The organism is Peribacillus sp. JNUCC 23 (assembly GCF_053653995.1).
The window spans coordinates 76,092-97,139 of record NZ_JBSJXW010000002.1 but is presented as its reverse complement, the minus strand read 5'-3'; the positions used below and the strand labels follow the sequence as shown (position 1 = coordinate 97,139).

Annotated in this window: 19 protein-coding genes and 1 tRNA gene; 11 read left to right on the top strand and 9 right to left on the bottom strand. The window is 35.8% G+C overall.

The annotated features are described in order from the left end of the window. Positions 1 to 717: 717 nt before the first annotated feature. The 3 genes from JNUCC23_RS22995 to JNUCC23_RS22985 form a co-directional block, all read right to left on the bottom strand. Positions 718 to 3,819, bottom strand: coding sequence for an MMPL family transporter (locus tag JNUCC23_RS22995; RefSeq protein WP_454216327.1), 3,102 nt, complete (start codon positions 3,817 to 3,819; stop codon positions 718 to 720). A gap of 60 nt (positions 3,820 to 3,879) precedes the next feature. Further along, a complete protein-coding gene (locus tag JNUCC23_RS22990) occupies positions 3,880 to 4,446 on the bottom strand; it encodes a TetR/AcrR family transcriptional regulator (RefSeq protein WP_454216325.1) in 567 nt (188 codons plus the stop codon). A gap of 606 nt (positions 4,447 to 5,052) precedes the next feature. Beyond that, positions 5,053 to 5,490: a VOC family protein gene (locus JNUCC23_RS22985; RefSeq protein WP_062187334.1), complete on the bottom strand. Its 438-nt coding sequence runs from the start codon at positions 5,488 to 5,490 to the stop codon at positions 5,053 to 5,055. A gap of 558 nt (positions 5,491 to 6,048) precedes the next feature. Between JNUCC23_RS22985 and JNUCC23_RS22980 the strand changes: the two genes are divergently transcribed. Continuing rightward, the gene (locus JNUCC23_RS22980) at positions 6,049 to 6,423 is read left to right on the top strand and encodes a hypothetical protein (protein WP_454216323.1); all 375 of its coding nucleotides are present in this window, start codon (positions 6,049 to 6,051) and stop codon (positions 6,421 to 6,423) included. A 450-nt stretch (positions 6,424 to 6,873) separates the two neighbouring features. Here JNUCC23_RS22980 and JNUCC23_RS22975 read toward each other — a convergent pair. Then, positions 6,874 to 6,947 (bottom strand) — tRNA-Met (locus tag JNUCC23_RS22975). Positions 6,948 to 7,062: 115 nt separating this feature from the next. Continuing rightward, a complete protein-coding gene (locus JNUCC23_RS22970) occupies positions 7,063 to 7,269 on the bottom strand; it encodes a hypothetical protein (protein ID WP_062187343.1) in 207 nt (68 codons plus the stop codon). Between the two features lie 511 nt (positions 7,270 to 7,780). Between JNUCC23_RS22970 and JNUCC23_RS22965 the strand changes: the two genes are divergently transcribed. The 3 genes from JNUCC23_RS22965 (at position 7,781) to JNUCC23_RS22955 (ending at position 11,049) form a co-directional block, all read left to right on the top strand. Beyond that, on the top strand, positions 7,781 to 8,923 hold the full coding sequence (locus JNUCC23_RS22965) for an Alp7A family actin-like protein (protein ID WP_062187345.1): 1,143 nt from the start codon (positions 7,781 to 7,783) through the stop codon (positions 8,921 to 8,923). Positions 8,924 to 8,930: 7 nt separating this feature from the next. Beyond that, on the top strand, positions 8,931 to 9,356 hold the full coding sequence (locus JNUCC23_RS22960; RefSeq protein WP_062187347.1) for a hypothetical protein: 426 nt from the start codon (positions 8,931 to 8,933) through the stop codon (positions 9,354 to 9,356). 1,009 nt (positions 9,357 to 10,365) lie between these two features. After that, positions 10,366 to 11,049, top strand: coding sequence for a hypothetical protein (locus JNUCC23_RS22955; protein WP_062187349.1), 684 nt, complete (start codon positions 10,366 to 10,368; stop codon positions 11,047 to 11,049). Between the two features lie 1,000 nt (positions 11,050 to 12,049). On the opposite strand, the gene JNUCC23_RS22950 is transcribed toward JNUCC23_RS22955, so the two are convergent. Next, positions 12,050 to 12,274, bottom strand: a complete 225-nt coding sequence (locus tag JNUCC23_RS22950) for a helix-turn-helix domain-containing protein (RefSeq protein ID WP_403078261.1) — start codon at positions 12,272 to 12,274, stop codon at positions 12,050 to 12,052. 444 nt (positions 12,275 to 12,718) lie between these two features. Between JNUCC23_RS22950 and JNUCC23_RS22945 the strand changes: the two genes are divergently transcribed. The 4 genes from JNUCC23_RS22945 (at position 12,719) to JNUCC23_RS22930 (ending at position 15,382) form a co-directional block, all read left to right on the top strand. Next, positions 12,719 to 13,054, top strand: coding sequence for a hypothetical protein (locus tag JNUCC23_RS22945; protein ID WP_454216320.1), 336 nt, complete (start codon positions 12,719 to 12,721; stop codon positions 13,052 to 13,054). An 82-nt stretch (positions 13,055 to 13,136) separates the two neighbouring features. After that, entirely contained in the window at positions 13,137 to 14,297 is a 1,161-nt protein-coding gene (locus JNUCC23_RS22940; protein ID WP_454216318.1) for an FtsK/SpoIIIE domain-containing protein, read from the top strand. Beyond that, entirely contained in the window at positions 14,297 to 14,959 is a 663-nt protein-coding gene (locus tag JNUCC23_RS22935; protein WP_454216316.1) for a hypothetical protein, read from the top strand. Before JNUCC23_RS22940 ends, JNUCC23_RS22935 begins: the two co-directional genes overlap by 1 nt. 300 nt (positions 14,960 to 15,259) lie before the next feature. Continuing rightward, entirely contained in the window at positions 15,260 to 15,382 is a 123-nt protein-coding gene (locus JNUCC23_RS22930; protein ID WP_082191334.1) for a YjcZ family sporulation protein, read from the top strand. A 228-nt stretch (positions 15,383 to 15,610) separates the two neighbouring features. Here the strand turns inward: JNUCC23_RS22930 and JNUCC23_RS22925 are convergent, their stop codons facing one another. The 3 genes from JNUCC23_RS22925 to JNUCC23_RS22915 all read right to left on the bottom strand — a co-directional run bounded on the left by JNUCC23_RS22925 (position 15,611) and on the right by JNUCC23_RS22915 (position 18,892). Continuing rightward, complete coding sequence (locus tag JNUCC23_RS22925) at positions 15,611 to 15,814, bottom strand: Spo0E family sporulation regulatory protein-aspartic acid phosphatase (protein WP_454216314.1); 204 nt, start codon at positions 15,812 to 15,814, stop codon at positions 15,611 to 15,613. Between the two features lie 844 nt (positions 15,815 to 16,658). Then, positions 16,659 to 16,862, bottom strand: a complete 204-nt coding sequence (locus tag JNUCC23_RS22920) for a hypothetical protein (RefSeq protein ID WP_454216312.1) — start codon at positions 16,860 to 16,862, stop codon at positions 16,659 to 16,661. Positions 16,863 to 17,485: 623 nt separating this feature from the next. After that, positions 17,486 to 18,892 (bottom strand): catalase, encoded by a 1,407-nt coding sequence (locus JNUCC23_RS22915; protein WP_454216310.1) that lies wholly within the window; start codon positions 18,890 to 18,892, stop codon positions 17,486 to 17,488. Between the two features lie 346 nt (positions 18,893 to 19,238). Between JNUCC23_RS22915 and JNUCC23_RS22910 the strand changes: the two genes are divergently transcribed. From JNUCC23_RS22910 to JNUCC23_RS22900, 3 genes are all read left to right on the top strand, one after another. Then, positions 19,239 to 19,691: a hypothetical protein gene (locus tag JNUCC23_RS22910; protein WP_454216308.1), complete on the top strand. Its 453-nt coding sequence runs from the start codon at positions 19,239 to 19,241 to the stop codon at positions 19,689 to 19,691. Between the two features lie 230 nt (positions 19,692 to 19,921). After that, positions 19,922 to 20,092, top strand: coding sequence for a YjcZ family sporulation protein (locus tag JNUCC23_RS22905; RefSeq protein ID WP_454216306.1), 171 nt, complete (start codon positions 19,922 to 19,924; stop codon positions 20,090 to 20,092). A 324-nt stretch (positions 20,093 to 20,416) separates the two neighbouring features. Beyond that, positions 20,417 to 20,809, top strand: a complete 393-nt coding sequence (locus tag JNUCC23_RS22900; protein ID WP_454216304.1) for a hypothetical protein — start codon at positions 20,417 to 20,419, stop codon at positions 20,807 to 20,809. Positions 20,810 to 21,048 lie beyond the last annotated feature (239 nt).

The following is a 21,048-nucleotide window of genomic DNA, read 5'->3' as shown; positions in this document are numbered from 1 at the left end:
CTATTGATACACAATTAATTTATATATAAATTAGGCTTAATTATGTCTCATAAGACTTGTACCAAAATCTAATCGTTGTACATCTGTAGTTTTAAAATAAAGTTTGATTATAAATCACGCTAAATCCTTGATTTTACTGAATGTAAAAAGCAATCGTTTTGAATAAAAATTGATCAAAACGATTGCTTTCTTTTATTTTAGAACTGTTTTTTTATAAAAAAGATTGATTATTTTAAATCTCCTTATTCCACTAACGCACCCCGTTAGCCATCCATGAAGCGCAAAAATCAGCGCTTCACCACAGAAAATGAAAATGGATACCCTTGTCTATACTGTTTCTACGGCTGGCGAAGAAGGTCGATACACTATCGTGCCATAGAGCCCATCCGTTAGTCTGACTCCAACGACCACGGTGCATCACAGACTGGCGCTCCCTATATGGGTAGCACTTATGGGAGATTAATCCTTTTTGGTTGGTTGCACCAGCCTTGCCTTTATTCTAAAAAGAAGGAAGATGCTTTCATTTATCAATCCAAATCTATAATGATTATTCAGAGGCTCAGCCTTTTTTAAAAAGTGTTTTTACTGGATCAATTTTGTTATGCTCATTTTTAGGTTTCGGGATTTTTTTATTTTCATGGGAGAGTGGCTCTAAATAATTGTGACATGTTTATTAAGAAAGAGGCAATGCTTTTAGCACTGCCTCTTTTCTCTCTTTTATTTTTTATTCAAACGATTAAGTTTGTTCGTTAATCCCATTAAACCTGGCAATAAAATTGGTAGGGCTAGTAAGCTGAGCAATAATAGTCCAATTATTACAACAGATGCTACTTGAATCAGTGTTAAGACACCAGATGGGATTAAAGCAGCAAATGTACCTCCTAAAATAAGGGCAGCGGATAATACTACTCCACCGATATGACGGGAGGCTTCTACAATTCGTGTTGCTGGCTCGCCTTCTAACTCGTTATATCGCATCATCAAGAAAATACTATAATCCACTCCTAATGCAACAATCATAATAAAACTAAAGAATGGGACATTCCAACTTAGATTATCTATATTTAGAATATGTGAACTAATTACTTCTCCAATACCAAGAGATGCAAAGTACACTAGCACTAATGAACCAACAATAAATATCGAATTAGATATAGACCGTGTGATGACCATTAGAACAAGCGCAATCCCAATTAACATAATCGTTGCTGTACGCAAGAAGTCTGCTTGTGTTACATCCTTTAGGTCTACGTTTCTAGCTGTTGTCCCACCAATTGCTATTTTTGCATCTTTTAAATCTGTACCGTTTAATGAAGCATTCACTTGTTCATTTATGTCTTGAATGATTGGCATCGCCTCTTGTGAATAAGGATTTACATCTAAAATGATTGTCATTTTAGCAATTTCCCTATCAGCGGACATATACGTATTTAACGCTCTTTGGAAGTCCTCTCCTTCTAATGCATCTTGTGGAAGATAGAATTTTTCAGAACTTTTTGATTCACTAAGTCCGGTTAAATACTTTTTAGCATCAGTTAGACCATTGCTAACTTGATCAAGTCCCTCGGTACTATCAGATAAGCCTGATTGCAATTGTCCCATTTTTTCCTGTAAGTCATTAAGCCCCTTTAATAATTGCTCCTGGCCATTATTAATTTGAGTCAATCCTGATGTAAGATCAGTTGTTTTACTCGCAATTTGTTCTGAACCATTCGCACCTTCATTCAATCCATTTTTCAACTCATTTGTCCCTTGTTGTAGCTGTACAATGCCACTCTTCATTTGCTCCATACCTTCATTAGCCTGAGCAAGTGATTGATTTGCCTCTTTAAACGAGGTCATGGCAGATTGATGCTGAACTGTTAATTGATTTAATTGACTTGAAAGCTCATTTAATTGTTGCTGCGCCGTTACAGCAATTCCCACTGTTTGTTGAATGTTTGGATCGTTCGCTAATTCCGGTTGAGCCTCAGTCAAATTATTCATTAAGGCTTCCACCTGCTGGTACCCTGCTTTCGCGCCATCAATTGCCTGCGAAATACTTCCGAAATATTGTCCATAAGAGCTTAACCCTTTTTCCAATTGACTGTAACCTGTATATAACTGAGAAGCTGCACTAGACAATTTATTCATATTTTCATTTAATGAAGCTAAACCGTTCTCTATTTTTTGTGCTCCTGTAGCACCACTATTTATCCCTTCTGTTAATTGGTTCATGGCACCACCTAATGCTGAAACACCATTCTCCACTTCAGTCGTTCCATCAATCAGTCTTTGCACATTAGCAAGATCATTTGAGTCACTGTTTTCCATTTGATTTTTTGCAGAAGTCAATCCGTCATTAATTTCGCCGATTCCACTATTAGCATCACCTAAGCCTTCATTAAGTTCACTTGCTTGATCATTTATATATAATTCCTTAATCTTATCTCCGGTTGGGCGGGTTGGGGAGTATACTTCCGAAACACCTTCAACCTGTTCAATTTTCTCAGCTAATTCATCTAAAGCTTGTAATGAACCAACCTGATCCAATTTGTTGTCTGATTGAATCACCAGTGTTGCTGGAGATGAAAAGCCTGGAGGAAAGTGTTCCTCTATGACGTTAATTCCTTGCTTCGATGCATATTTATTGTCCACTTCCCATAAGTCGTTGAAATTCAATGATTGAGAATAATTTAGGATAAAAGGGATCGATAAAGCAAAAACAAGAACAAGAGCTATGATCGGTCTTGCTACAGAGCTTTTTACAAGGAAGCCCCACAAACGACTATCGGCATGCCCTTTAAAATTTTTAATCGGGTAGAACATCCCTTTCCCCAGAAGTACCATAAAAAAAGGATTTAACGTAATTAACACAAGAAGTAGCACCGCAACCCCAATCGCTACACCCGAAGTTGCTTGATACAAGTTGAAATTTGCTAAGCTAAGAGAAGCGAAGCCGATTAATACCGCCACTCCACTGTATAATACTGTTTTCCCTGCTGATTTCATCGTCACTTTTGCAGCTAAATACGCATTTTTCTGTTTACTTAATTCTTCTTTAAATCTTGTATATAATAAGATATTGTAATCTGTTCCAATCCCGAACAATACCACAACTACAAACACTTGAGTAAAGTTAGAAAAAGGGAAATTGAATTTATCTACAATTTGTGCAATTACTCCCATTGATACCAAGTAAGAAACACCAACTGTAAGAAGAGAAATGAACGGAACAATCGGTGAGCGAAAGACAATGATTAGCACAACAAGAATAAAGATAATGGCAATAACTTCTGTTTTCTTTACACCTTCCTGAGTAGAATTAGCAAAGTCATTTCCTACCAGTTCACTTCCTGTTAAATAGGTTTTAATTCCTTTTGTTTCAATAACCTCATTCAGTTCCGCGGCAACTTCTGATATTTCACCTTGGCTTTTGTCAACAGATATTTGTGCCAAAATGGTAGTGTTGTCTTTCGATACTAACTGCTTTTCTATTTCTTCGCTATCTAAATGCGAGGTGATTTCGGTAATGTTAAGTTCGTTTTTCTTGTCTTTTAATTCATTTATAACAGAAGCTATCTGTTCCTTTTGTTCATTGGTGAAAGCTTTTTCGCTTCCACTGTTAAAGACAGCTATTATTCCATAAGTCTCACCACCATCTTTATCCATTCGTGCGATCATTTTATCTGCAATTGCACTTTGTTCCGTTTCTGGAACTGAAATTTGTCCTTTTTCTTTAGCCAGTTGATCTAAACTAGGCATTGTCATTAACATGACAATCGTTACGATTATCCATAAAACAAAGGAGAGACTTCTCCAGCTTTTTAACTTTTTCATATGATATCACCTTTCTTCGACTTTGGAATGAATATTCATTCCGTATTAAATGCTAAAGAATCAAATGATTCTAATAGCATTCCATGAGCTTTCTTCAAGCTCTTTTAGCAAATCTTCTGTATACGTTAATTCTCCCGTCTCCATCATCTTAACTAACATGACAACAGGACCATAAACAGTAGCAATTAAAGCACAAGATGGTAATGAGCGAATAAACCCTTGCTCTTGTCCATTCTCTATTACACTTATAATAAAGCTTAGAAAATCATTAAACGTTTCTTTACTATGATCATCAAGATAATAACCACCCTCATGAGAATTGATAAAAAGAAATGCTTCAACATTATTTCTTGCAAAATCAAATAATCGATTAAAAATGTGGGTAAATTGTTCACGGATCGTTGAATGAAAAGGCAAATCAGATCGTATCGCTTCAGAAAACTGAAGAACACATTTTGTAAATAAAGAATTAACAAGAGCTTCTTTATTATCGAAATAACGATAAATTGTTCCTGCACCCACTTTTGCTTTATCCGCTATCATCGGTATCGTCGTTCCATCATAACCGCGTTCCGCAAATAATTGCATTGCTGCTTCAAATACATCTTCTTGTTTGTTTTTTGACATTCTTATCACCTCATTCATAGGAATGAATATTCATTCCGTATTTAATTGTAAAACTTCACCTGTTTCTAGTCAAGTAATAATGATACAAACTAACTTGTCGTTAGCCTTCCCCAAAGTATTCGTCGTTTATTCCTTCTCCCTCTCAAGGAACCTGTTAGCCACCCATGAAGCGCAAAAATCAGCGCTTCACCACAGAGAATGAAAATGGATACCCTTGTCTATACTGTTTCTACGGCTGGCGAAGAAGGTCGATACACTATGATGCCATAGAACCCATCCGTTAGTCTGACTCCAACGACCACGGTGCATCACAGACTGGCGCGCCCTATATGGGTAGCACTTATGGGAGTTTAATCCTTTTTGGTTGCACCAGCCTTGCCTTTATTCTAAAAAGAAGGAAGATGCTTTCATTTATCAATCCAACTCTATAATAATTACTCAGAGGTTCAGCCTTTTTTAAAAAGTGTTTTTACTGGGTTAATTTTATTATGCTCATTTTTAGGTTTTGGGCTTTTTTAATTTTCATGGGAGTTTAAGTATATTTCTTCACAAACTAAAAAAATAGAAAGTAACAAAGAGTCGTACTTTCATTTTAATTAACATTACTTATTTGATTTCCTCAGCCAACTCCAAAATAATTCCCTCTGGACCACGAACGTAGCATAATTTATAACTTTCTTCATATTGCTGTATCTCACTAAAGATTTCCGTACCCTTCTTTTTCAATTTGGCAACAACAGCTTCAATATCTTCAACAGTAAATGCAATATGTCGGATACCCAGTGTATTTGCAAAGGTTTGCTGAATATCTTTTTCATCTGACGGCGTATAAAATTTGATTAGCTCTATCCATGTCTGACCGTCTGGCATTCCCAATCCTACACACGCTACTTTAACGTCATTAAGCCCAACTGCATATCCCATCAACTCTCCTTCCATTTCCCATTCCCCTTTCACCTCAAGTCCAAAATCAAGAAAAAACTCTTTAGCGGCAGAGAGATCATTTACGATTACACCCACATGATCTATTCTTTGGATCTTCAAATTTCATACCTCCTATGTTCCTGTTATTTTGCACTATCCTGTTTCAAATTCTAGTATTAACAAAGGGACGATTAATATAATAATAAGATACCAGCATTGCCAGTGAAGAAAAGAATCATTTCACTAATTTTGTATTAAATTATTTTAAAACTCCTTCCTCATTTCCCTAACGGTGTCAATTGGGGATAATTATTCATATACTTCCACCTATTTTTTCTCAATGTTTCCCTTTGATTATTGAACAATACTGCCCTTTAGTTTAAGTACATTTGTTCACAAACTTCCTATATCATTCAATTATTTCTATAAATTCAGTTTACACTGAACTACTTAATTAAGTTAGTCCTTTTACAACGAAACACCCCGTTAGATAAAAAATCCAAAGGGGTAAAACGGTATAACTTTGTTTTAAACAGTACATCTTTTTTACAAACGGTACGACTTTATTTCAAATCCACAAAATCCGCACTTTCCTGACGCTACCCCCTAAACAGAAAAAAAAGGTTCAAAATTATTATTTCTTTATTATTCATTTTTATTATCATTACAGTAGTCTATATGTTTATGCTATCCAAGAGCTATCATACGGGTGTAGAAGTTCCACTAAATGAAATCGAAATTTCTGATATCACACTTTCAAGCGTTAGCGAAAATGATGCGGATACTAGAATCACTTTTCGGGCAAAATCAGAAAACTCATTCTATCGTATAGAACCTGATAGCTCCCTAGTTTATGTGGAAGATAAATCAATTTATTTAATTCTAAATACAGTATTTGATCCTTTCTCAATTGTAGCCAACAAAGAAATATCAGAAAGTAACTCTATCATGGCTCCAGACTCATTTTCAGAGAAGACAAAAGTTTATTTGATAGAAAGTGTCGGAGAAGGAAACATAAAATTAGTAGGTACCATAGGAAAACTTACGAAGTAAATATAAAAAACTGGCGTTATGTTAACCTGTTGTGTATGGCGTATACAAGCCCGTTCAGCGAATGAATCTCATGGAGCTATTCCAAATTATTGTTTAACTAACCTGACCCGTTAGCCATCCATGCAGCACGAAATCAGTGCTGCACCACAGAGAATGAAAATGGTTAGGATGTGTCAATACTGATACTGACCTTAATCCAGTCAACCCTAATCCATAGACTTATTAATTATCGCTCTCCTATTTTTAAGTTGTCTTCAATAAATTCTCTGAACACGTTTTTAGTTTCTTCCAATGTTACTAATTCCCCGATAACCTTACTTCCAGGGATGTTTTTTGAAAGTGATATACCTAAAAGATACCTTTGACACTTCCATATAGGAACTTCAAGACTTTCTTAACTGAACTAAAGCCCCCGTTAATTTAAGTAGAATTTTTCACAATATAATCCAATAGCGACAGAGGGGATCGAACCCCCGACCTTACGGGTATGAACCGTACGCTCTAGCCAGCTGAGCTACACCGCCAAAACATCTAAAGAATAATAGAAAATTATTCTTTAGAAAATACAGATTACAGCACCAAAGCAATTTCAATCTATCACATACAGCCGATTTTCTGTTAAGGAATCGACTGTATGTATTATGCTTTTACTTCCAATTTGCTCATCATGTTCATCATAGATGTCATCATTTCATCGCATTCTTGCATTTTAGACATCATTTGATTCATATCCATATCCATGTTCATATCACACATTTGTTCCATCATCATTTTCATGCAATTCATTTCACACATCATTTTTTCCATACACGCCATCATCATCATGTTTATACACACTTTTTCCATTTCCAATTCCTCCTATTGATAAGTAAATGTATTTTGAATAAAAAGAAAAATGAAAGAAGCGCATAAAAATCCCCTCATACTTAAGGTCCTTTTAGCGCTTCTTGTTGTCAAGTCAGCTTTTCTTATTTTATCCAAAATTAACTATATATTAAAAATTTTAAGAAATGTAGGAGTTTTTTTATTCTTAACATTTACTCTGTATTAATTTACCAAACATTTACCTTTAATTAACATTCAGATAGATGGTATGTTCATAGGCAATTCCTTTGATTATTACTTGAACTATACTGCTCCTTTAGTTCAAGTACAAACCTTCACAATCTTTAAGATGTTATTCAACAATCCTCCCCTTTATTTGAACATAATGATTGGCTTTTTTAACACCTTTATTGTCATACTAATTTATTTGCATACATTTCGCATACAAACTTGAAATTTGCATACAAATAGCATACAATAGATTTAGCTTTAATATGAAAATAAATGAAACTAAGGAGGAATCTACTAAACTATGGCTAGATTCGTATCAATTGATATTGGAAATGATGCTGTTAAGGGCTTTTTAGGAGATCTTACTAACCGGATATACATACCCAACGTAATAGCGAATGTGCAAAATCGTGAAATTGTTGAAATGGAAAAAAATTCGTTACATGCCTTACATGTAGAAATTACATCCTCTGCTTTAAAAAGTAAAAATGGTAGTTTTGCAGTCGGAAAACTGGCATCTAAATACCCGAATAATGACGAATTGACTCCCGACCAGGATAAAGCCGACAGTGATCAGCCAGTTATTATGTTATTAACAACCCTTGCTTATGACGCGGTAGAGCAATTTCCCGAAGAAGATGGTGTAATAGAAGCAACTTATTATTTATCTACGGGATTGCCCTTAGATGAAACTAAACAAGGCAAAGCAAAAGATTTCAGGAAAAAGCTAAAAAACTCGCAGCATGAAGTGAAATTTTTAAAAACACCTTCTCTAGAAGGAAAAATTGTACGGATAAAGTTTGAACAAGTACTCGTAAATACAGAGGGATTTGCCGCATTTGTAGATTTAACGACAAATAATGACGGTTCCACTAAAAACGAAGAGCTTTTAGGGAAGACGATACTAATCAACGATATAGGCGGTCTTTCAACGGACTCCGCGATTATTACGGATGAAGCTGAAGTAGACAATGAATATAGCAATGGTATAAAAAGAGGTGTATCTACGTATTTAGATACCATAATTCGGAAGGTATATTCTAAATATAAATACTCCATTAAGAGTAGACGGACTCTTGTTGAGATCATCACGAACGAACAACCTGAAGAACAATATCATATCTGGGTTAATGGAACTCGAGTCTCTATTAAAGATATCATTGATGAAGAATTATCTGTTTTAGCAAAAGAAGAATATAAGTTAATCAAAGATATGTGGCGTAATGTACCAGATATTCGACTTGCTTATCAAACCGGCGGTGGCTCCCTAGTATTAAAGCCTTACCTGACTAAATTAAATCAAGCAGATAAAAACTACCCTCTTCGATTCGTATCTGAAGATGATAGTGTATGGATGATTGCTCGTGCTTATTTCAAAATTCTACTTATGTATGCAAACAGCAAAGGGATTACAACACAAAATACCACGTTAACAAAAGCGTGAACTGAAAATGGAACAATTTGAGCCTGGAAAATCTCTTTCGTTTCGATTACCGTCTGACACCCCTTCACATGTACTTAATTACTTAACAGAAAACAAGAAAAAAGCTGGTAGAAAATTCAGTAGCAATATAGCTTCAATTTTTATTGATGCTGTTTCACATAAAGCTTTAAGTACTTCAAATGGTAATCAAATGAACGTCCCCCTTCCTAAAGGGCTAACATCTGAAGAATTGGATTGGTTAAATCATCCGCATACAAAAGCATTAATTAGCCAGCTCCTATATCAAGTAGTTAAAAAACCTTATTCACCCTTTGATTTAAATCAACAACCTGAAAAAAATGAGGAAGAAAATCCCTCTTCCTTTAAAGCGAATGCAGCCATTCAAAATTTCGCTCAAAAAGCATTCTTGGATTTTGATGACGACGACGATTAACCCCCTTCTATTCACAGGGGGTTTTTCATTAAACAAAAATTGTCATATTTTGATGTAGATAATATAAATAACAGCTTAAATACCGTATTAATCAAGGATACATGTAGACCACACACTATACAAACCTTACTTTTTCATTAATAATGTATTCCACATGTAGCTAGTCGTCTACATGTGGAATCGTATAAACACTTATTTTCATTACTGACGATGACAAGGTTTAAACTGCTTATTATACATACACTATTTTTCGCTAAACTAAAACAGTAGTTATAATTTGATTAATGTATTATGAATAGCAGTTCAAATATCGTATAAATTCAAGTGTACATATAGACTACACACTACACATCCTTTACATATCCCTTAAAAACGTAGACCATTTGTGGCCAATGGTCTACATGTGGAACCTTATAAAAACTCATTTTCATTACTGCCGATGACAAGGTTTACAAGTAGTTACATAGAACGTTTCCATGAACACAAATAGTAAGTCATAACTGGATGCAGGATACTAAGGATAGCAAACCAAATACCTTATTAATCAGGGATACATATAGACCACACGCTACATATACTTTACATTCCCCAAAAAAATGTAGACCATTTGTGACCGATGGTCTACATGTAGAACCTAATATATGCTCATTTTCATTATTGACTCCTTACAAGATTCTCCACATTTTCATAGGGAGGTTTTCTATAGACAAAAATAGTCATAATTTGATGCAGGTTATTATGAATAGAAAGTCAAATACCTTATTAATCAGGGATACATATAAACCATATATTCATAACTAATGATGAATAGAAAGCTTTCAATATTTTATTTTATTTTAACTATCTATTATAATGTTTAATGTTATTGTGTGCCACAAGTGGTATATGGTCTACTTATAGACTAACAACTGGTCCATAAAGACCAGTAAAACAAACAGCTTCATAACTTTTTGTATGTCATCCAAATAAAAGCTCATTGCACATAAAATTTAAAAAGGAGGTAAAAAAATTGAATGAACCTAAGTATTGGAAAATCAGCGATTTTGTAGAAGAATTAAGAAAAAATCTAGATATCTCAAACATACATATTAATACAGTTGATGGCTGGTTTAAACGGCTAGAAAAAGATCGTATCCATTATATCAACCGTACTGTAGAAACAAATGAAAAAATTTATGACGAATTAGACTTAAAAATTGCCGTTTTTATAAAGAAAAAAAGAGAAGAAAAGTGGGCCCTCGTGGCCATTTCTAGAGAGCTGACCAACTTTACCAGTTTAAGACCATTTCCTCCCAAAGAGGACAAACCAGCACCATATGTGGACAACATAGAGGCCCTAAAGAACCAAATTACTGCAGAAGTCCAAAAAACATTTGCAGAACTTGCTGCGACGCAAATGGAAGAACTTAAAAATCAATATAATCAATTACTAACCACTTTACCGAAACAACAATCCCCAGAAGAACAAAGAACAAAACGATTTGAAGAGTTAATGTTACAAAAAAAAATAGAACGCAAGCTAGAAGAAGATGCAGAAAAAACCTGGTCGGAACTGCCTGAAACAGAACGTCTGAAAAAGGTAGGATTCTTTAGAAAAGAAGTAGATTTAGACAAAAAAAGCGCGTTTATACGCAACTATAAAAATGACCATTTTGAAAGTTATTTAAAATCCGAAATGGGATTAGAGATATAATATATTTCGACTTATTGATCGTTTATACGCAATTTTTAAGAGTAAACAGAATGGTCACTTAGAAACTCTCCCTTGAAGCATAAAGGTTCTTGGGGGAGTTAGTTGATTCTGTTACTTTTCATATTGTCTAGTTCCTTATATATTCTAGCGAGATTCATTCTAAAATAAACATAACGAATATATTTTTAATCATTATTACCTTCGAATTTACCTCTATGTAATCTACAGCTCCCTACAAAATAGCTTCTCCAAAACACTATCGTATCAGCATTCATAGGGGTGAAAGATAAAGACTTATCAACTTATTTCACGTACTACAAAGTGTTAAGTCTCAGAAAGAGAAACAGAGTAAATGATCGATTATGGTACTGTTCTTACTCAACAAACAGGGCAGTTTCATTGAGGATATATCTAATATTAGTCCTAAAGGAATTCAATGCTATAATCCCTATATCGGTATTGGGAATGAGATGAGTTTATATGATACAGTTTATTATAAGACATCATAAATGCATGTAAATGATTTGAGAGCCATTGTATTCCAATACTTCTCACATCGAAGTTAAGATAACCGCATCTTCCTGAAGTTCCCCCCCTATGTACGTTAAACCCTTTCACTACAATAAAATCAACAGTTCTTTTCTTTTTCTATTCGTTCTAAGACTTTCCCCATCCTGCGGTTTATAGCACTTCCAAAGAATCTTAATACCTTTCATCTATTTTTTCATAATTAGGCTTTTTTCCGCCTATCATGAGCTTTTGGTTAGATATTAAATGGAATTATATACCATTATATTCTATGTATGATTCAGGATCTCTTCTATGTGATTCCAGTTTTCTATGAGGGCTTTTTTTACTAACCCTAATTTTCTTATTCGTATTTCATGAAGTATGTATTCGCAATCGCTAAAGTTAACAAAGAAAAGAAGGCTACATACTCAACCAACAAAAAAGCATACCTCCATGCCTGATTTTAAACAGGAGTCTTGCCTCGTATTATTTACATACTCCAGAAGTCGTCATAATCCACCTTATATCCGGCTTTTTTCAATGCTTTAATAATCTTTGAGGCGTTCTTCATAGACGGTTTATTTTCATCTGACTGCGTTATTCTGCTAATACTATTCCTGTTTACCCCACTGACTTCGCTAAGCTCTTGCTGTGTAATTCCATTTTTATCGAGAAACTTACCGAACGCAGACCTTTTTTTACCTAACCCAAACATACGGATCAACCTCCTGATTTATTGTATGTCCACCATTCTTGACAAATATTTTGGTCTTTATTCACATTAATGTGATTTTCGCCAACAAAGTGTGAAACATGTACAAGCAGTCTCCATAAGCTTTATCAAGGCAGCTAATTTGGTAGTTAGCAACTTCTAGCCAAAGTAATTACCAAAGTAATTACCAAAGTATCTACCTTGCTACCCTTACCAAAGTAATGAACCAATCCGGATTGATATAGAAGGAAAAACGAAAGTGTTTAGAATGAGCCGAAAGGCGAATGGATGGGAGGAGAGCATGAGAGGGGGAAAAGAAAAATTTTGCCCCGCCATAGTTAGCGCTTGAAAAGGGAAATTTCACTCTTCAAATCTGAGGAGTCAACCGGCGTAAAATTGCGCTGGTTAAATCTCCACAAAATTGAGGGGATCTAAGGAGGATACATCATGTTACTTAATCTGCCTTTTATATCGAGTAAGACAGAAACCATTGATTTTAAAGCATTCATGAAAAAAGAACATAACAACGTTGCCACAACTGGCAACAACTCACCTATTCTGTTCTCATTTATTCCGCTGCATCCTGCAGCATTGATTGACCCGGTATTTATCGGAATCGGCGCTGCTGTTCTCCTGATTGCGTTAATAGAAAAAGCGGTAGCTGATACGGGAAACATTTCAATAGCAGCCTTTATCTCTGCTTTCCTTCGTATCACTTTTCCTGTAGCTGGCATGGTGGCGTTATGGTACCTGGTCAATGATTTAAAATTCCTGTTCTGGTAGGTCTGGTACACGATGTACCAGAGTTAAAAACAGAAGTTCATCCTGAACCAGCGTCTTAAACTAAATCATTTGAGGTGAGCATATGAAAATGTGGTTAGCGAAACAAAGAGCAAAAGCAGAGCTTGTGAAAGCATTTAGGATTGGGGAAATAGGTAACCGGTATTCTTACGGGTCCAACTCTGGTCTTGTTTATCCAAAGATTCTTTCCGTGAATATCAGTCGGAAGGAAAAGTCGCTGACGTATGTATTTTCGATTCCTACAGGCATGGATCCAAAGGAAATTAAGAAGAAGGAATATTGTTTCATGCAAGTATTTGGGGAAAAGATCGAGATTAAAGGAGACACCAAGGTTTTTACGCTCAAAGTGTACGTAGGAAACGGTTCAAGTCTTATCCGTTATGACGCTGATTTGTTCCGAGAACAAGCGAATAAAATGCGTTTACCTATCGTCTGTGGCACTGATATGAACGGAGCTAACGTGCTATATGACATGGTGGATCACCCTCATTTGCTCATAGCAGGCGAAACAGGATCAGGTAAATCCACTCAACTGCGCTCAATTTTGAGCTCGTTAATCCAATTTAAAAATCCAGACCGCCTGCAGTTGTACTTATGTGATCTAAAGCGTTCTGAATTTCATATATTCCGCAGGGTGAAACATGTTCAATCCGTTCTTGTAAGCCCTGTCGATATGGCAGCAATGTTGGCTCACCTCAACGATGAATTAAAGAAACGTGGCGATTTATTAGATGCTCATGAACTTTCACACATCGATGACTTACCGGATTCACCGCCTTATATTATCCTTTGTATCGATGAAGTATCTTTGCTACGTAAAGAGAAAGCAATCATGGCTATCGTGGAGGACATAAGCTCCCTTGGAAGAGCATTAGGCATCTACTTAATACTTTCTATGCAGAGACCCGACGCAAAACTCTTAGAGGGTGCTTTAAAGAACAATTTAACCGTTAGAATGGGGTTTAAGTGTACCGATCTGATTAACGCGAGAATTATCGGTACACCGGGAAGTGAAAAATTGAAGGAAAACGGAAGAATGTTGCTAAAGTTGCAAGGGCAAGACGGATTAAAGGAGATACAGGCTCCATACTTAGCCTTAGACGAGGCGAAAAGTATTTTAGAGAGTCATAAGTCACCTTTTACTAATAAACCGTTTAAAGATCCTCTTAAGCCTTCTGACGACGGTTCGCAAATTACCGATGCCATATTTGAGGTGTTGGACTAATGAGAAAACGAGATTTGAATATTTTATCCGACCTGACGCGCTTTCGTTGCATGACAAGGGACGATATTATCGCTCTGCATTTCGAAGGTCTTCGGAACCCCATAACATGCTGTAATACGGTTCTGAAGAGGTTGCGAAGGGATGGCCATATAGAAGTAAATACGACCCAGCAACCATATATCTATTTCCCTTCACCCGCTCCTATAAAAAAAGAATCAGCAAAAATCCCACATTTTCTTAAAATCGTTGAGTTTTATAAATCACTGATGAAATTTGAACTATCCTCACAATTCATAGTCGAACCTAAATACGGAAAAGGTTACATGGAACCAGATGCTTTTATGATCTGGAAACGTGCGCCATTCTTCGTGGAGATCCAGCGATCAGTCTATTCCGAAAAGGTCATGAATGAGAAATTTATGCGCTATGCCTCTTATTACTTGAGCAACGAATGGCAACAAGAATCATGGCAACCGACAGAAAAAAAGATTTTCCCTAAGATCATACTGATTACAGATACCCGATATAATTTACCGCGTCATTCTGGGGTCCAGTTCTTTCAAGTGCAGGATATAAAACAGTTTTTAGTGTTTGCTGCTAAAACAAGAGAGCAAAAAGCAGATTCGAAAAATAAAAACGAAATCAAGATAAATATAGGGTAACGGGGCAGGGGGGAGGTCAATATCGCCTCCATCTTTAGTTTAATAAAAAAACAAACCTATAGACTTTTATGTTTATTTAATAGTTCTTTATTCTGACTAATGATGATTTTATTTTTCAATATCATTTCTTTTTTCTATGCTATACATTAATTTAGTGAATGAGCTTTTCTTCACTAAAAATATAGTTAAAAGTCCTATATCATCATATAAACATGCTTATATTTGTGTCATTTCATTATTTTAAACATACAATTAATTAGCCCATGTAGTACCTCCTTTAGAAAAAGGAGATGTTTATATATGTCAGGTTTTGTTGATGGCGGTTGTGGCGGAGGATTCGGCGGCGGCTTTGCCTTGATTATCGTATTGTTTATCCTCTTAATCATTATTGCCTGTAGTTGCGGCGGCGGAGGATTCTTTTAAGAAGTAAGGACGACCGGTATGGTCGTCCTTCTTTAAATTTAAGATGGTTAATGTAATCTTTACATTTTTGCAGACCACCAAAAGGGGTCTTCTTCTTGAACTGTTGTCACCATTATTCCTATAAGCTAGTTTTAAAAACTCCTCTTATTTTATTAAGAAGAGTTTACATAATCACGCTTATAGGCAATGAAAAAAGGATCTGCTAATAAAAAAGAAAAAAATCCTATATTAAATGACAATACAGGATTTTTGATCAACTTTTTGTGTATTATCAATCTTTAATTTTTGATGAATCGTGATGAGCTTGTCTAATTTTTGACTGTAACAAAGGGTGTCATGGCTATTTAAGCCAGTTTCTTCTGCAATCTGGATCAAAACTTTTCTCATCTGATTGATCCTTCCATCTAATTCATCGACCTCTGTATACATCATCCATACGCCCCTGGTCATTCTTTTTTTATTTGTTTAGTGCATTAACTACTTTGCACATAAGCAATATTATGCAAAAAATTATACATAATTGGAATACACCTGACAAAAGTTCTTATAAAATGACAATAGAATTTTTGATCTACACTCATAGATGGTTCACCCTCATTTCACTCAAACTCATATATGTATGATTCCATGTGAAATACGTATGACCTTCAAGGAAGTGAACATAAAGTCGATTTTAGGAAGTGATCATACTAAAAACCCCTTTGAGCACCAAGGGGTTTAACGTCTTTTTTTATTGTTTATACATCAACGTTTTCAGCTTCTGAAGAAACCTCTCAACTGCATAAAAAAGTATGATTTTCGTTAGAATCATACTTTCAAAAGGCCTTCATCTGGCAGCATTTTTATGGCGCTAAAGCACCCCTTTGGCCTAGTGACAGGGTGGCTGTTATAGACCATAAAGTAGTTTGTTACAGAAATACCAAAGAAGCAATTTGCAGATCGATTAACTCATGATGGTTACCAACAACCATTGTTTTTGTAACTACTTTGTCCATTTAGCAGTTGAATGATGGCCGTTGGATTCTATAATTTCCAAAAGATCTGTCCAAAAGTATTATCAAATACTTTTACCACAACTTTAGAGTGCTCTTGGCTACTTTGCTTTGCGGTCTACAGCAAGAACCCTGTCATCATGCCTAATAGTGCCAATCATTAGGGTTCATACTAAAGAGAAAAAAAAACTGAGGTGGTTTTTATGTATGATACATAGATTTATAATCCTTTCATCCATCCTGTTTTTTTTCCTGTTGTAGTGATTGGTGGAACAATAATAATGTCAGTTATCTTTATTTCTTTTGTAAGTAGACCAACAAACAGTTAGTAAAGAAATCCCCCTTCTATCAGCTGCTTGTTTTATCAATTCTATTTCATGATACATCGCTTCAGATAAGATCCCTTTTTTTATATTCATATTTATTTCGTAATAAAATTCAACTAATAAATCGATTGGAAGCTTATCGTATAGTGTATGACCTTGCAATATTGCTGACCCCTTTCATCTATTTTTTGAAAATTATATCAACGGGACATTTGTATTGCTACTCAACTAATGTAGGTACCATGTGAGGTTTAACTCAATATAGAAAAGTACCCGTGTCACAATTTAAGAAAAGTTACTCTGACTATGCTATATACTCCGTTTTATCTATATTCGTGAATTATATATTCGTTTTTAGTTTACATAAAATTAATTTTCTGGAACTTATCAAAAAAGCCACCCCCATGCGTATCAGGGGTTTGGCTTTTAGTCGTTTTTTATCATTTATTCAGGATTTTATACATTGTTGTTGAATCAACATTTTCAGCTTCTGAAGAGCCTGGTAGCTGCATAAAAAAGGGGTGTTTTACGCAAATTCTTCTTTCACGAAGCACCCGTTAGCCATCCATGCAGCGCAAAACCGGCGCTGCACCACAGAGAATGAATATGGGGTTCAGGGTCAATAATGTTTAATGGCTGGCGGAGATAGTCGTTGAACTATGGTGCCTTTGAGCCCATCCGTTAGTCTGACTCCGACGACCACGGTGTACCACCGACTGTCGCGCCCTTTATGGGTAGCACTCATGGAAGTTCATTAGTCTTAGTAAATTTTGATTTTTATATCTTTATTGTTTTTTTAGTTGTATCTCAATTCTTTTTGCCAAGTCAGATGATACCTTATTTAAATACTCCATAACTTTCTTTCTAATATCATCGGATATGACTATCAAGTCGCTAGCTAAATTTTCTACAAGATGTTCTTTTTCTATAGGAGTTAACTCCATATAGAATTCACCAGCCTGCACAAAATCATCATGCTTTGTTATAGAAGTTCTTTCTAGTTTCCCTTCAACATATCTTCCCTCACCACTTGTAATTTGGTTAGTCGCTGTCCAGTCTTGCTGTTGATTGACTGGTACTTTACGAAATTCAGGCCCAATTCTTCTTCTTTGAGAATCATTATAAATATTGGCTCGGCCCTGCAGTATTTTATCATCAGATAATTCTGCACCGTCAAGTAAATTTGAAGGGGAGAAGGCAACCTTTTCTACTTGTTCCATATAATTATCAGGATTTTTACTTAATACCATTTTCCCTACTGGTATAAGAGGATATTCTTTCTCATCCCATACTTTTGTATCGTCTAAAGGATCATAAGAAAGATGTGCTTCATCTGCTGGATCCATGAGCTGAACGTATAAGCCATATTCCACTGATTCACCACCCACAATAGCATCGAATAGATCTTTACCAGCATAATCAGGGTTTTCAACGGCTAGTCTATTTGCTTCCTCGCGACCAATGTATTGTACACCTTCAAATGGATACCAATGGTATTTAACATACTTTCTAATACCATGAGCATTTCTCCAAATATATGTATTCACACTATGTCCTGGAATGTGACGAAGACTTTTTACTGTACCTGCGTCAGAGTAGAGACGTACAACAAAATGAATAGATTCGGGTGCTCTTGCTACAAAGCTCCAAAATCTATCAGGGTCAATTAAGTTATTTTTGGGTGAAGGTAATAATGCTCTAATAGATTCTGGGAAACGTATCGCATCACGAACAGAAAAAACAGGGATATGATTACATAAAAGGTCAAAAACACCTTCTTCTGTATAAAATTTTGTAGCGAAACCACGTACATTTCTGGAAGTATCAGGTGTTCCTTTCGTACCGGCAGCTAATGAAAAGCGAACCATAACAGGTACCTTATGATCAGGATTTTGTAAAAAGTTCAGTTTTGTGTATTCGGACATCGAATATATCGTTTGAAAATAACCAAATGCACCAAATCCTTTCACATGAACCGGTCTTTCTAATATTTTTTCATGAATAAACTCTTGTAAGGACTCGTGGAGTACAATATCTTGTTCCAGTACAGGTCCTTTAGAGCCGATTGTCTGTGAATGAAGTTTAGCTGACTCATCATTAGTCCATTTGGAGAGGTCTCTAGATAACTTTTTTCTTTTATTATAGTCTTCTTCTGATAAAGCTTGCTTTTGTTTAGATTCTTTTTCATTCATTATCATGGCCTCCAAAATTCATTTTCCATCAATCATGACTAGATATGATTTTTAAGCCTCGAATATGTATCTTCTACCTTTATTTAGAAATATAGTTTTTTAAAGTTATCAACTTATTTCAGGACAAACTCCTTAAATATAGTAATAGTTCGTCTTATTAAAGTAAAATCCTTATTCAACTAAACTGCACCGTTAGTTGAATAAGGGGATCTTAATGTATGATTTTGTATATTATCGTACATTGAAAATATTTAAGAGTATGTTTACATTAAATTTCACAATAAATTGTTACTTTCATAAAATGACTATGTTTAAATAATTACTTTATAAAGGAGACAAACAATAAATGATGCCATATTCCAGCATGTCTTCTCCAATGTATTCGGGACAGCAAATGATGCCTAGAGACATGCAAATGGTACCTCATCCTATTCTTCTTGTTGCAAGACAAACTGCTCCTAATCAAATTGAAATGGTTTATGACCAGCCTACTGATTTGGAATCTGCTACAAATGTTAGAAATTACTGGATTAGAAATAATTTAGATAGACCCTCAGACATTGCTACTGTTGCAAGGGATGACATGATGCTCCTTCCAACGAATAGTCTTACATCTAATATGGCAATGATTACGCCTGTTGATAATTCAAGAACAAGGTTCATTATTACTTTTAACATGAATGCTACACCTGGGGTTCAATACACGGTGTTGCCTTGCTTTGTTAATTTACGAGGTAAAAAAGGTTTTGGTGGAGAAAATTGGGGTCCAGAAAGTAGCAACACTTTTACAGCTCAATAAACAGAGGACTTATAATCAATTGCACCCGTAGAATAAGGATAGCAGCATCATTTCATGCATCATATGAATGAGCTTATCTTCACTCAAAAGAGGTGATTACCTATTAAATAAAAAGTCCTGCATCATATAAAAATGCGTATATTTGTGACATTTCATTATCTTCAACATACTATGAATTAGCCCATGCAAGTAGTAAGTGCCTCCTTTAATACAAAAGGAGATGTTTGTATATGTCAGGTTGTGTAGATGGCGGTATTGGTTTCGGTGGCGGTTTTGCCTTTATAGTGGTTTTGTTTATCCTCTTAATCATTGTTGGCTGTAGTTGTGGCGGTGGATTCGGCGGCGGCGGTGGCTATGGTTACGGAGGCGGTTACGGAGGCGGTTACGGAGGCTTCTGCTAATAAATAAGTAACAAAAAGGACGACCGTCATAGGCCGTCCTTCTTTAAATTATAGATGGTTATTAAAGCCACTCCTTAGTTGAAGAAGGTTTTTTTGAATGTATGATTTTAGATAAAATCATACATTCGGAAAAAATACTCAAAAACGCCCTTGTTCCACTAACATGGCAGGAGGAGAAGTTGATCCGGCATTATCAAGGCTGTTTCAGCGTGGTTTTATTGCCGTTGCGGAGTCTATTTCCGGATCTAGTTAAATACCCAAGAATTCACACGAAGTCTAACATATTATTTATTATTGTGTTTAAAAAATAGAGGAGGAATTATATTGTACACAGAATTACAATACCAATGGAATCAACCTCAACAAATAGAAAATGATGAAAGAATTATATTTGGAGGATTCGGCCCTGGCATGGGATTTGGTAGACCTGGCATGGGATTCGGCCCTGGCATGGGATTTGGTAGACCTGGTATGGGATTTGGCCCTGGTATGGGATTCGGCCCCGGCATGGGATTTGGCCCTGGCATGGGATTCGGTCCTGGCATGGGATTCGGCCCTGGCATGGGATTTGGCCCTGGCATGGGATTCGGCCCCGGCATGGGATTCGGCCCCGGCATGGGATTCGGCCCCGGCATGGGATTCGGCCCCGGCATGGGATTCGGCCCCGGCATGGGATTCGGCCCCGGCATGGGATTCGGCCCCGGCATGGGATTTTGAGGATCTGGTTACCCTGGCATGGGTATTGAGAAAGTCAGTTAACATTAAAATTAACGAATTATATCTAGATGATGCTGTCCAAAAGAAAACTTTTGGACAGCATTTTTGCTTTAGTTTTTTTATCTAGCTTAATAAGCTGAGATTAAAAAACTCCTCTTAGTTTATTTCAAGAAGAGTTTACATAATGCGATATTATCGGAATCAGGATCCCCCACCGGAGCTTTTTTAGTTGAAATCAA